At 28.5% G+C, this 12,266-nt stretch carries 15 protein-coding genes; 3 read left to right on the top strand and 12 right to left on the bottom strand.

The window, feature by feature from the left end; translation table 11 throughout:
- Positions 1-42: 42 nt before the first annotated feature.
- From CDLVIII_RS29250 to CDLVIII_RS09435, 12 genes are all read right to left on the bottom strand, one after another.
- Positions 43-555, bottom strand: coding sequence for an Hsp20 family protein (locus CDLVIII_RS29250; protein WP_009169233.1), 513 nt, complete (start codon positions 553-555; stop codon positions 43-45).
- A gap of 93 nt (positions 556-648) precedes the next feature.
- The gene (locus tag CDLVIII_RS09485) at positions 649-915 is read right to left on the bottom strand and encodes a hypothetical protein (protein ID WP_009169232.1); all 267 of its coding nucleotides are present in this window, start codon (positions 913-915) and stop codon (positions 649-651) included.
- An 85-nt stretch (positions 916-1,000) separates the two neighbouring features.
- On the bottom strand, positions 1,001-1,216 hold the full coding sequence (gvpA, locus tag CDLVIII_RS09480) for a gas vesicle structural protein GvpA (RefSeq protein ID WP_009169231.1): 216 nt from the start codon (positions 1,214-1,216) through the stop codon (positions 1,001-1,003).
- A gap of 100 nt (positions 1,217-1,316) precedes the next feature.
- Positions 1,317-2,231: a gas vesicle protein GvpN gene (gene gvpN, locus CDLVIII_RS09475; protein WP_009169230.1), complete on the bottom strand. Its 915-nt coding sequence runs from the start codon at positions 2,229-2,231 to the stop codon at positions 1,317-1,319.
- 254 nt (positions 2,232-2,485) lie between these two features.
- Complete coding sequence (gvpA, locus tag CDLVIII_RS09470) at positions 2,486-2,707, bottom strand: gas vesicle structural protein GvpA (RefSeq protein ID WP_009169229.1); 222 nt, start codon at positions 2,705-2,707, stop codon at positions 2,486-2,488.
- 420 nt (positions 2,708-3,127) lie between these two features.
- A complete protein-coding gene (gvpA, locus tag CDLVIII_RS09465) occupies positions 3,128-3,352 on the bottom strand; it encodes a gas vesicle structural protein GvpA (RefSeq protein WP_009169228.1) in 225 nt (74 codons plus the stop codon).
- A gap of 488 nt (positions 3,353-3,840) precedes the next feature.
- On the bottom strand, positions 3,841-4,086 hold the full coding sequence (locus tag CDLVIII_RS29245; RefSeq protein WP_050816247.1) for a hypothetical protein: 246 nt from the start codon (positions 4,084-4,086) through the stop codon (positions 3,841-3,843).
- A 166-nt stretch (positions 4,087-4,252) separates the two neighbouring features.
- Complete coding sequence (locus CDLVIII_RS09455; protein ID WP_009169227.1) at positions 4,253-4,744, bottom strand: HD domain-containing protein; 492 nt, start codon at positions 4,742-4,744, stop codon at positions 4,253-4,255.
- Between the two features lie 144 nt (positions 4,745-4,888).
- Complete coding sequence (locus CDLVIII_RS09450; RefSeq protein WP_009169226.1) at positions 4,889-6,364, bottom strand: hypothetical protein; 1,476 nt, start codon at positions 6,362-6,364, stop codon at positions 4,889-4,891.
- Between the two features lie 385 nt (positions 6,365-6,749).
- Positions 6,750-7,172 (bottom strand): hypothetical protein, encoded by a 423-nt coding sequence (locus tag CDLVIII_RS09445; protein WP_009169225.1) that lies wholly within the window; start codon positions 7,170-7,172, stop codon positions 6,750-6,752.
- 140 nt (positions 7,173-7,312) lie between these two features.
- Positions 7,313-7,612 carry a DUF3343 domain-containing protein gene (locus tag CDLVIII_RS09440; protein ID WP_242835868.1) on the bottom strand — a complete coding sequence of 100 codons (300 nt, stop codon included), beginning with the start codon at positions 7,610-7,612 and terminating at the stop codon, positions 7,313-7,315.
- Between the two features lie 55 nt (positions 7,613-7,667).
- On the bottom strand, positions 7,668-9,149 hold the full coding sequence (locus CDLVIII_RS09435) for a hypothetical protein (RefSeq protein WP_009169223.1): 1,482 nt from the start codon (positions 9,147-9,149) through the stop codon (positions 7,668-7,670).
- A gap of 180 nt (positions 9,150-9,329) precedes the next feature.
- Here CDLVIII_RS09435 and CDLVIII_RS09430 point away from each other — a divergent pair, with 180 nt between their 5' ends.
- The 3 genes from CDLVIII_RS09430 to CDLVIII_RS09420 all read left to right on the top strand — a co-directional run bounded on the left by CDLVIII_RS09430 (position 9,330) and on the right by CDLVIII_RS09420 (position 12,166).
- Positions 9,330-10,091, top strand: a complete 762-nt coding sequence (locus CDLVIII_RS09430) for a hypothetical protein (RefSeq protein WP_009169222.1) — start codon at positions 9,330-9,332, stop codon at positions 10,089-10,091.
- A gap of 228 nt (positions 10,092-10,319) precedes the next feature.
- A complete protein-coding gene (locus CDLVIII_RS09425; RefSeq protein WP_009169221.1) occupies positions 10,320-10,874 on the top strand; it encodes a DUF4489 domain-containing protein in 555 nt (184 codons plus the stop codon).
- A gap of 233 nt (positions 10,875-11,107) precedes the next feature.
- Complete coding sequence (locus CDLVIII_RS09420) at positions 11,108-12,166, top strand: glycosyltransferase (protein ID WP_009169220.1); 1,059 nt, start codon at positions 11,108-11,110, stop codon at positions 12,164-12,166.
- Positions 12,167-12,266: the final 100 nt, after the last annotated feature.

Raw genomic sequence — 12,266 nt, 5'->3', positions numbered from 1 at the left:
TATTGTCCATATTTAAAAAACTCTAAAGCCCAAGTAACTACATTACTTAATCTCAGATGTCTTATTTATGATTATTGAATATATTGAATTATTTAGCTGTGATGTGATACTTTCTGTTATAGGTACAAAAGATAGCTTTATATTTTTAATATAAATATTATTATTAACTTCTGCCTCGATTTTTAATATGTTGTTTTCAACTTCAATTTTTATATCTTCTTCACTAACTCCTGGTAATTCCATTACTATTAATACTCTTTCCTCTTCATCAAATACATCTGTTGCAGGCTCTATAATTTTTTCATTATTATAACTATCTTTCATTTTGTTGAATGAGTTAATATCTTTTATTCCCTTAAAGTTTTCTCCTCCTATTTTTATATTAACTCCATAATTTGCAGTAACTTTTTTACTTTTTTCAGGATCATTTAATGCACCTTTTATATCAACTTCACTTTCTTCATTCTCTAGCATGTCACCTACTATATTTATCAATTTATCTAGTCCTCTAAATATAGACCCCAACCCTATATTGTCATCATCCTGCTTCTTCATATCAATACCCCACCCTCTAAACAATTTTAGTTAATGACTCATATTTATTTATAATGCAGCTACCATTTATATTTTTAAATTATGACAGTATCTTTATATAAATCCGTTATTTTCCATAGCTCTCCTTTGTGTAGAAACGACCTCATATCCCACTATCTCTTGTTTATCATCTAAATAAACATTATATATTTCTACCATATCCCCGATACCTTTTCTAGTAGTATATTCAGGATCAATTTGCACCTCACATATACTTTTCCAATTTTCTCCATCTTTTACTACGCCAAGAATTCTACATTTTTCTTCTAATACTTCCTCAAAGAATTTATTTACAGAATTAATAATTGATACCATTAACATAGATTTGTCTCCTTTATAAATTAATTTTAAGGTTAGGCTGAACAAATCCAGCTTAACCCCATTTAAAAATATCTTTATAATTCAATTAAATTTCAGCAGCTACTAAATCACCTTTAAGTAGTCCAACAGCATCGGCATAAACTAACCAAGTATGAACACTTGCTATTACGACTCTTGCTTCTATAGCTAATAATTCTATACCAACTAAAGATACTCTTGCCCAAATATCAATAACTATCCCTTTATCCAATATTCTATCAATTACCTCTGCAAGACTTGAACTGTCTATTGCTTTTTTCATTATATAATTCCTCCTTGTATGATTTATATTTCCAAATATAAAATGAATTTCATGCTCTATTGATATCTTATTTATATATCTTGAATTTAATTACACTTTTTTAAATATTAAAAGCGTTATTTATAGCCTTATCAATCAATAAATTATATTTTTCTTTTTCTAAGGCATTTATACCTAACATACTGCTTGATGAATTATATACATCTCTACAGACTTTTCTAAATTTTTCATTGTTAGGATTAAGCTCCAAATCCATTCTTTTTACAATTTTTGCAAGCATTATGCTGCCTCTTATTGATAGCCAATTTTTCTCTTTAATACTATTTCTTATATATCTTGTTATATTAGTTATTATTCTTGCGTTATGCTCACTAATTCCAGATTTATAAGCTATGATTAATCGTTCAGTATTAATATCCATATCATTGATATCTATGGTAATCATTCTATCTATAAGCGCATTTGCTGACTTGTATACGCCCGCATATTCTTCCGGATTACTTGTAAAAATCATTCTAAAGTTAGGATTAATTTTTAAATAAGTATTTTCAGATGAGTATTTTGGTATATCTATCATTTGCTCCTCTAATACTGATAGGAGAACATTATTTACTTCTGGTTTTGCCCTTGTAAATTCATCATAAATAACTGTATATCCATCTTTACATGCAGTAGCTAATCTTCCATCTGTCCATACTTTCTTTGCTTCTTCTTTACGCTTATAAACCGAACTAATGTAATTATCTACGATTAATGATCTTCTAGTTCCAAAGTATCCTCCAATTAAATCAAGATTACTAAAATCCTCGCTTCCACACATAAATACTATTGGTCGTCCTATTTTTTGAGCAATATGAAAAGCAAGCGCGGTTTTACCTACACCTGCAGCACCTCTTAAGTGAACCGGAAATCCTGTTTCTAGATAGTTACTGACTCTATCGGTTAGCTCTTTTATATATTGTGTTTCAACATAGCTTTCATTTAAATCAATGTCAAAATACTTAGGCTCTTCCATGTCAACCTCCCTGTTTTAATGATATTACTCCAATACCAGAAACAAAAAATAATAAATAGTATTCTTTGTTTCTGATAAGTATATAGCTTTCACTCACAATCCTAATCATTAAATATTTTCATTTGCAATATAGATTAAAATATACCAATCTAATTCATTTATTCATTATTTTTTGAAAGTTTCTCATATTTATAGTATGAGATCTCTGCATCAGGTGTAATTTAAAGCTTAATCTGACGCAAAGAATTTGTTACTTATGCAAGAGCTTCTTCTTCATAATGATGTGGTTTCAATAAGCCTACAGCATCAGCATAAACTAGCCAAGTATGAACGCTTGCTATTACTACTCTTGCTTCTATAGCTAATAATTCTATACCAACTAAAGATACTCTTGCCCAAACATCAATAACTATTCCTTTATCCAATATTCTATCGATTACCTCTGCAAGACTTGAACTATCTATTGCCTTTTTCATTATTCATTTCCTCCCAATTAATAATTCTTTAGATAAATACGACTTATCTATATAGTAAATAATATTCAATAAATTTTTATCTGTTCCAAAATATTTTATAAATTATAATATATAGAAAAATCTCTACTTACCCACATTGTATATAATATAAAAAATCAAAGAATTTGTTACTCCTTAAAAAGACTTTAGTGGTTAAATTATACATTCATCTCTCATTTTTAAGAAGCGTTTACAATTGTATTGATTTCTAGTACCTAAATGCATATAATAGCTTCTATATACTTTAAGTGACGCTTTTTATTAAGAATTATATTAAGAAATAAATTCCTAAAAAATAAAAAAGTTCTTTGCATTAGGTTATGACTTTATCTTTATCCTAATGCAAAGAATCCATTACTTATAGTTTGTAGCTATTTTTAATTAGATAACTGCAAGTTCATCCTCATGATGATTAGGTTTCAATAGACCTACAGCATCAGCATAGCATAACCAAGTACGAACACTAGCTATTACTACTCTAGCTTCTACAGCTAATAATTCTATTCCTACTAATGATACTCTTGCCCAGACGTCAATAACTATACCTTTCTCTAGTATTCTATCAATTACTTCTGCAAGACTCGAACTGTCTATTGCTTTTTTCATTATAAAGCCCTCCTAAAAATAATTCTTTAGATAAATTTTACTCATCTATATAATAAATAATATTCAAAAACTTATAATTTGTTACTAAGATTTCAGTAATCTATTAGGATTACACCAATTCTTTACAAATATTTAATCTTTATAATAATAAAACTTTTCTCACTAAAACAGGAGATAGCATTTGCAATCTGCCTATACTATCTCCATTTATAATTATTTCAATTTTCCTATAACAATAATAAACACATATTAATTATATTTTATGACCATTTTATTATTCAGTAAATTGAAGTTTCTCTATTTCTCTATGCAACATAATACTTTTTCTTTAAATAACTTATATCCGTCTTTTTTACCTTTTTCATAACCTATTTCGATTCCTTCTTTTTTACCTTTTTCATAACCTATTTGGAATCCTTCTTTTTTGCCTTTCTCAAATCCTATTTCAAGGCCCTCTTTTTTACCTTTCTCAAAGCCTTTTTCAAAGCCTATCTCGATTCCTTCTTTTTACCTTTTTCATAGCCTTTCTCAAAGCCTATCTCGATTCCTTCTTTTTTACCTTTTTCAAAACCTATCTCAAAGCCTTCTTTTTTGCCCTTTTCAAGGCCTTTCAAGAATCCTTCTTCATAAGCTTTTTTACAAGGATCTTCTGGTGGACATTTTTTTTCATGATAAGATTCAAATTTCTCTTCATATCCAACAAATTTATCATTAAAATCTCCATAGTTACCCATAACTTTTTTCCTCCTGATTAATTGTTAAATTAGTGCTTCCTAATTAGTATATTATGCCGGTTTACTTAATTTGTTACAAACGTAAAAAAAATTCCAAAACATTCTCTCATGATACTATAAGAAAATATTTGGAATTAAAATAATCAGTCTTTACATGACTTTATTTTTATAAGTATAAATTAATTAAAAATTCTATTCCTGCTTTTGTTTTAAAATATTTTTCTTTAATGCTTTTAATTTGAGGAATTTTAATCTCATCTTCATAAACATTAACTAAAAAATCTGCTTCAATTAATATTTGATAATCGACTCCATCAATTTTTCCATATGTGTGATGGTGTCCAATTAAATAACATACCCTATCTATAAAAGCTTCATCAAAATTATATTTTAAAAGCATTTCCTTTGCTACTGGCGGGCCTTCAATCTCTTGATAATTTCCAGCAGAAGAATTATATTTTTCTTCGCTAAGTTTTATGCCTATATCATGCATGACAGCAGCAACTTCTAAAATATTTTGAGTCTTTTCATCAAGCTTCTCTAATTTTCCAATAGATTTAGCAAAAGAAAATACCTTTAAAAAATGATTTACTCTTCTTGGATCTTTTGCATAATATTTTATCATTTCACTTATAATTAAACTAATGTTTTCTTTCATAAATTTTTTAGTGAGGTTTTATAAAAAAACTCCTCAACTAAATTCACCTTCTCTCCTTATTTAATATTAATGTTATATAATTATACAACATTAATAGAACAAAATCGAAGGTTACTTTGGATCCGGAGATTTTTTTATAATGCCTTATATTTTATCTTCATTATTAAAGTTATTACAATTTTCACAAGATGGAATAAACAGTATTTCGTCTACAATAGCTCTTGTTGAAATTAAAACACTAATATCAAATCGTAGGTTTCTATTTATCAAAACTGGAGTATTTATTAGCTTGGCATAAGACTCCATTACAAATTGTACTCCTTGCTGCTCAGCATAAGCTGGTATATATAATGTTGCTTTCTCAGTTCCTTCGACTCTTCCTCCCGTAACATACCTCTGTTCTTGTTCATCTTTATACCAGACATCATATGGAATATAAAAGTCATATTCTAATGTTGAATATTCTCTATCTGTGACCTTTACATTCTTTTTTTCACTTACAACTACACATTTTTTAAATATAACTTCTTCTATTTGAATGATTCCTTCACCTTCAGGATATAATTTAATTGTTACTTCAGAAAAAATCACCTTTTCCTTATATGTTGATAAAACCTTCTTTGCAAGTACTGTTATCCTATTTTCCTGCTTATACTTATCCTCTGGATTCACTATTGTAAAAGATTCCTTTTTAACTTTAATATCGTTTTGAATGACTATTCCAATATTATATGGAACAGTATTATCTTTTCCCAAAGTAAAGGTATCGAGAATAGTATTGCTTGATATATCAATCTTATCAATTACGCCCTTTCCTTCATCATTGCGACTAGTTACAAACAATATTTTTCTATTTGGAGATAATCTGAATTTCTGTAGCTTAGATAACGTGGTTTTTATCACCTTTATACATTCTTTTTTTACTATATCTATAACTTCAATTCTATGTAATCCAATATTTAATCCATATAATATATTTCCCTTCTGTTCTAAAGCAGCTATAACTGATCCTTTTTCTAAATATATATTTGAAACTTTTTCACTTGCAATATCTAATATAAAAACTTTTTCTTTATCTCTTCCTTTATTAGCGATATAAATATGTTTCTCATTTTCATCTAAGAGAATACAATTAGGCGAATTTCCAATGTTCTTATATATCCTAATCAACTTAAAATCTGATGTATCATAAACCTTTATTTCATTCTGTAAAACATCAAGCACAAATAACTTTTTTTTATTCTTATCGAGCATTAAACTGTCTGCCGCAGTAAATCCTGTCAATGCTTTTATCTTACTACCATTTTCTAAACTGTAAATACATATTTCTTCTGTATTACATACATAAATTTTCTGAGCGATGGAATCTACTTGAATATTACCATTGTTAGGCATATTCCATGTTCTATTAGAATCGTATGAACTATCTATAAATCTCACTTTATTATTTCTATCACTAGCTATATAAACATTATTCTGCTCATCTACAATGATATTTTGAGGTCTTGGACCAATTTCAACTTCTTTTATGATGCGATAATCATCATCATCAACAATATATACCATGCCTTTTTCTACGCTTGACACATAATAAATTATTTTCTCTCTTCTATCAACCACAGACTTGCCATCACCCTACTCATTGCTTAAATATATTCAAAAATCCTTAAGGCTACCCACCAACTTCTTATCTCTATAAATGTGTTCTTTTTCTAATACTATTGCCATGTCATTTTCTCTATATATCTCATATTAAAAGATATGCTTTTCATATAATTATTATTCAATAAAAGATGAAAAAATCATAATCTAGCAAAAAGAATTAAACTATGTAATATTAAAATTAAGTAGTAAAAAAGTGCATGAAATTCTATATTTACATGCACTTTCATTTTTAATATTTACATAAATGGTAATTGTAAAATATCATTTATCATACAAATTCACCAATATAACTTTTTGGTAAAATTTCACACAAACTGCTTTAGAAAATATACAAATTTAATTACTCTTCGTATTCATAATAACAATCAGCTATTGGCAAGCGTATTCTCTCTGTTCCTGAAGATATTTGAATAAGTGGTATATATAATAGCTTAATGTTAGTTTCATTCTCTTCATACATATACTCACCATATGGTCCTTGTGGCCTATGGTGGTGGTGCCTATGCTTTCCGTGTTCTTTTACTGACGAAGTTCTATCATTCTTTTCACTTACTTCATAATCATCCTCATACTTAGCTATTATTTCAAGGGCAAGCTCTCTTGGAGTTCCAAATTTTTCAATAACCGCATTAACATCTCTATACTCATCTGAACGTGAAATACGTCTAATAAGATCATTTTCTATTTTGATTTTATCAACATCATCGGCATCAATTTGTAACATTACATCATCAACATACTTCAATATTCTTTGATTTATCATATGATTCCCTCCAGTTCAATATATACGCTATATTTTAAGTTGTCCCAATACATATTATGTTATTACTCTTCGAATAGTTCGTAATTAATTAAGTTTCATATTTTTTACTTAATATATGCAAAACTTTAGTTAATCTCACCTTATTCAACTAATTCATAGGTTTCGTTTTTCCCTTCCTTTATAATTTTAAAGGTCGCAGTTTGAATGATATTGTTTCTTTCTAATTCTTTTTGAACAATTTCTATATCTGCTCCTCTAAATTTTATTGCCTGTGTACAACTGATATTAATTTTATTAGGAGCATTAACCAGCTTCACCTTAATCTTTCTAGCAATTAGGCGTTCATACATATACATTGCCCTATGATGAGATGTAAATGTCATTATATAATCATATTCCTCTGCTTCCATATCTATATACATTCCTTTCCCTTTGCTCAAAACTCAAAATGCAATAAAATATTATCACATTTTGGTCTTGAACTAATTATTAGATTTAATTAGGCTTCTTTTTTAATAATCGTTCCATAATAGTTTGATTTCTTTCAAATTCAAGTTCTTTGAACAATCGCTTATTTTCCTCACTCATCTTCTCAACTTCTCGCTTAATTAATATATTTTCCTCCGTACATTTTTTTAACTCATTTTCAATATTAGCTTTGCTTTTTTTTTCTTCTATTAACTGATTGCTGGCACTTTCCAATTCCTTTTGAGTATTCTGCTGCAATTCCAGAAAAACCTTGTAATTTTCATCTGCTTTTCGCTTTTGTTCTAGTGCTCTAGCAAACCTTTCTTCATATTCTTCCATAGATCTTTGCTTTTTTCTTAACTGTATATTTAAAGATTCAATTTTATTTTCTAAACTTTTCTTCTCTAATCTTACTCGCGATAACTCAAGCTTTAATTTCTGAAGTGCTTCATTGCCTATATCTTCATTTTTTCTATTTCTCTCATATTTTAATACTCCACTTGTATTTGCTATAAGCTGACTTGGAATATATAAATAGAAATCTGGCTCATCAGTACCATATACTTTCATTGCCATAATTGATTTATACTCAGCAGAATAAGTGAAGCAATTATATTGTTTTACTGGGAGCTCACTTTCCCTATTAACCAAAAATGGACTGCTCCATTTTTCATCCTCAAAGCTTGCACAAAATATTTTATCTTCTTCTAACCAGCAACAATACAATTTGCTACTTTTAATAAGTAATATTGGTTCATGCAATTCTTTACTGCTTTCATAAACTCTAAACTCTTGAATCTCTCCATTTATGTCTATACGTACATGATCAAAAAAATATATTGCATCTTCCCTGAATTTATTTAGTACATGAATATTTTGTTTATCTACCAGCACTTCAAATCCAATATCTTCTCCTTGAATGCCATAGAGTCTTTTTGCTTCTGACCAGGTATTATTCTCATAGCTGCTATAATTTAATGATGATTCATCTCCCTCATCTGTAACAAAAAATATTTCAAGATTCATATCTTCATTAATATTTATTGTATAATGATCCCTTATACTATGTGTGAGGATAATGTCATATAATGTATTATTTTTTATTTCCTTCCCATTCCATTTACAATGCATTAATACCCCGTGATCGCTGCCATCATTGCTTACTAATAAATAAAAAATATGCATATCAGCCCCAATAATTTTAACCTTAAGATTCTGTATTTCAACTTCATATTTTTCTATTTCATATAATGTCTTTCCTACCCACTGTTTATCCTGCATTGTACAGTATTTTAGCTCTCCATTTATGTTCGTATATACTATATGGATTGTCTCATCTTCTTCAACATGAACAGCAAACTCTAGTACATCCTTATCAATCAAAGTATCTTTTGTCCATTTTCCTTCCCCATACATAATGCTATAATTTAATTCTTTATTGTCATTTTGAAAAAAGCTCCATATATTATCTCTATAATCAACATATATCCAAGGATATACACTACTCATCTTCATTACCTCCCTCATAAAATTATATTATTAAAGAAAATTTATTATTCATCTAATAATATAAAAAATTGTCATAAACTTTCTTTTTATTTTCACCACTTTAATATTCTTACATATAATGCATTGTAAGTATTAAATAAACTTACATCCCTATAATTTTTAGAGAGGAGGAGAATTTATATGCCCGTTAACCTAAAAAAATTTTCTCCACGTCCGGGTCTTGTAAATAAACAGGGACGTTTACCTGATCCGTCTGAATTAGTTTGTATTGAAGTACCTAAGATTTTTGATCAATGTTTAATAAAAAGATGTCTTGTATACGGCGAAGGTCCTGATACTAATACAACAGATTCAGAATTAAGAAGTAACCCATTGACAGATCCAAAAAGATATATTGGTAGTAGAGATTTTAATTTAACATTGCTCTCTGTGGATAAGATTCCACTCCAGGGAAAACCTGGTTTTAAAAAAATAGTTATTTCTTATAGGATTTCTTTCTATGCCGACTATATTGACGCTAATGGTGTAAACAAAAGTGAATTATATGAAATTAATAGAACAGACCTAATCGGTAAATTCTATTGTCCTGATTCTATAGCTCAAATTTCAGCTAGTTTCACACCTGTTCAGGACGCACAAGATTTGGATTCTAATATAATAAAACTTGAAATGGTTGCCGATGCCTTAGATGGTGAATTACTAGAAGATGAGAGCGGGAACGATGTTTTAGATATAACCTTGGGATACTATATTGTCGTAAAGTGTGAGCTTATTGTGCAACTCCTTATTCCTGCTTATGATTATTGTCCAGTTCCAAAAGAGCCATGTGAGGAAGAACCTGAGGAAGATCCATGCGAAAGATTTGAAAGAGCTCCAATTCCTAAGTTCTACCCAGATCAAAACTTAGAGCCATTATTCTCAGACAATGACGATAATGATTAAAATTTTTTATAGTCGATAAATAGTATAATTCTATCAAAATTTAGTAATTAAAAAGCTGTATCAACACTATCTTGGATTTTGTGGTATTTTGTAATAAAACTACGTATTATTATCATCACCGTTCTACCATGAAACTCATATATTATAACTATAAAAAGTCTAGATATTTAAATTACAAATATAAGTAATTTGAAATTAAAATTTCTTTAATAAAGGAGGATTTCGTTTATGAATTCAATGTCAAAATATCATGATGACTGCTGTAGAAAAGACCCTTGTCATCATGAAGAATGCAAAAAAGAACCTTGTTGCCATGAGGAACCTTGTTGTCATGAAGAATCTTGTCCAACATTAATAAGATGTAGTCAACCTGGCTCAGTAACAATCCCAGCAACTACAGTTTTAGGAACAGTTTTTCCTCTTACTTCACTTACTGTAAATACTTCTTGCGTAAAGAATCCTTGTATAAAACTAGAATTTTCAAGTAATCTTATTGCTACAGTTGCTTTTACAGGAACTTTAAACTTCCAAGTATTTAAACAATGTAGAGGTCAATTCACTCCAGTTCCTATTGGACCTTCATATCAATTTAACTTAGTAGCATTACTTTCATCTCAAACATTCTCTTTCTTTGTTTGTGATTGCGATTCTTGTTCTTGTGATGATTGCTGCACCTATACTGTAACTGCAACTGTTACTAGTGCTGTTACTGTTGGTACTTTAAGTATTAATAATGCATCTTTAGGCGCAATAGTAGCTTGTGGAACAGGTTCATGCTGCTAATAACAATACCCAAAACAGATTAACACTTTAGATTTTGCTATAATTTAATACTAAAATAATATTCTAAACTTTGCAAAATCTAATATAAATTATCTATATCATCATAGAAAATTATTCTTTAATTACTTGCAAAATCTAGAATTAAAAATAATTTAAACTCGAGGTTACTAACCTTGAGTTTTTCTATTACATATAAAAATAAATATACTATTTAACTAGTACTGGAGGTAACTATGAAAAAACATTTTACTTTATATTGGCCTGGTCTACAGAATTTTCATCTTACGAAAGATGTTGGCTTAATTCCTTATGTTTTTCAAAAACATTTAAATTATGAAGTTTCTATTTTATGTGACAAAAACGAAGAGCATTATGACGAATCATTAACCAAAGACATTAATCTTAATTTTATGGACGATGAAAATTCAGTAACTGCATTATTGAAAAAAACTGATACACTCATGTTTATTGGTCTTTATGATTTCAACTTAAATATGATGGAAAGATTTCGCTCAATCAACCCTAATGGAAAAATCTACTTAAAATTAGACTTAAATAGATATTGGTTAAGCAGAATAACCTTTAATGAGCGTATGATTAACTTATTAAATAATAATATTATGGTTTCTGTAGAATCCAAAAATCTTAAAAAAATAATTGATGACACCTGGCCCATAAAAGTAGAGCATATACCTAATGGCTTTTATGATTTCTTTAATAGTTCTCTGATAAAATATAGCGATAAAGATAATATCATATTAACAGTTGGCAGATTAGGTGCTTATGAAAAAGCTACTGAAATTTTAATGGAAGCCTTTAAAATAGCTTCTGAAAAACTTCCTGATTGGAAACTAAAATTAGTAGGTCCAATAGAACCAGGTTTTGATAAATATATTGACAATTACTTATATCATTACTACCCTCACCTACAAAGTAAAGTTGTCTTTGCAGGGCCTATTTATGATAGAAAATTGCTTATGAAGGAATATGAAAAATCGAAAGTATTTTGCTTAACATCAAGGGTTGAAGCCTTTGCCCAAGTATTCGGAGAAGCAGCCTTTAATGGAAATTATATTATATCTTCTGATGTAGATGGAGCATTAGATATTACAGCTGATAAAAAATATGGAGATATTTTTCCTATAAATAATTTTGAAGCTCTCGGAGGAAAGCTCATCTCAATTTGCTCTAATGAAGAAATTCTTCAACAAGTATGTAACGATATTCAAATTAATACACGAAATAATTTTGATTGGATAAAAATCTGTGAAAAAATAAATTCCTTTTTTTAAGATAAGAGAATGTTATCAATATTTGCACGCTTTTAGTTGACTTTCATAAAATACAATAGAACAGCAATATGCTATTTTAAGTATCGCTGTTTATAGGCAA

The organism is Clostridium sp. DL-VIII, from assembly GCF_000230835.1.
Taxonomy (GTDB): domain Bacteria; phylum Bacillota; class Clostridia; order Clostridiales; family Clostridiaceae; genus Clostridium.
This window is presented reverse-complemented; position numbering and strand designations above follow the sequence as displayed.

Excerpts from the sequence above, each read along its gene's own strand:
- CDLVIII_RS29250 (WP_009169233.1), bottom strand. The coding sequence starts at position 555 with ATGAAGAAGCAGGATGATGACAATATAGGGTTGGGGTCTATATTTAGA.
- CDLVIII_RS09485 (WP_009169232.1), bottom strand. The coding sequence starts at position 915 with ATGTTAATGGTATCAATTATTAATTCTGTAAATAAATTCTTTGAGGAA.
- gvpA (WP_009169231.1), bottom strand. The coding sequence starts at position 1,216 with ATGAAAAAAGCAATAGACAGTTCAAGTCTTGCAGAGGTAATTGATAGA.
- gvpN (WP_009169230.1), bottom strand. The coding sequence starts at position 2,231 with ATGGAAGAGCCTAAGTATTTTGACATTGATTTAAATGAAAGCTATGTT.
- gvpA (WP_009169229.1), bottom strand. The coding sequence starts at position 2,707 with ATGAAAAAGGCAATAGATAGTTCAAGTCTTGCAGAGGTAATCGATAGA.
- gvpA (WP_009169228.1), bottom strand. The coding sequence starts at position 3,352 with ATGAAAAAAGCAATAGACAGTTCGAGTCTTGCAGAAGTAATTGATAGA.
- CDLVIII_RS29245 (WP_050816247.1), bottom strand. The coding sequence starts at position 4,086 with ATGGGTAACTATGGAGATTTTAATGATAAATTTGTTGGATATGAAGAG.
- CDLVIII_RS09455 (WP_009169227.1), bottom strand. The coding sequence starts at position 4,744 with ATGAAAGAAAACATTAGTTTAATTATAAGTGAAATGATAAAATATTAT.
- CDLVIII_RS09445 (WP_009169225.1), bottom strand. The coding sequence starts at position 7,172 with ATGATAAATCAAAGAATATTGAAGTATGTTGATGATGTAATGTTACAA.
- CDLVIII_RS09435 (WP_009169223.1), bottom strand. The coding sequence starts at position 9,149 with ATGAGTAGTGTATATCCTTGGATATATGTTGATTATAGAGATAATATA.
- CDLVIII_RS09430 (WP_009169222.1), top strand. The coding sequence starts at position 9,330 with ATGCCCGTTAACCTAAAAAAATTTTCTCCACGTCCGGGTCTTGTAAAT.
- CDLVIII_RS09425 (WP_009169221.1), top strand. The coding sequence starts at position 10,320 with ATGAATTCAATGTCAAAATATCATGATGACTGCTGTAGAAAAGACCCT.
- CDLVIII_RS09420 (WP_009169220.1), top strand. The coding sequence starts at position 11,108 with ATGAAAAAACATTTTACTTTATATTGGCCTGGTCTACAGAATTTTCAT.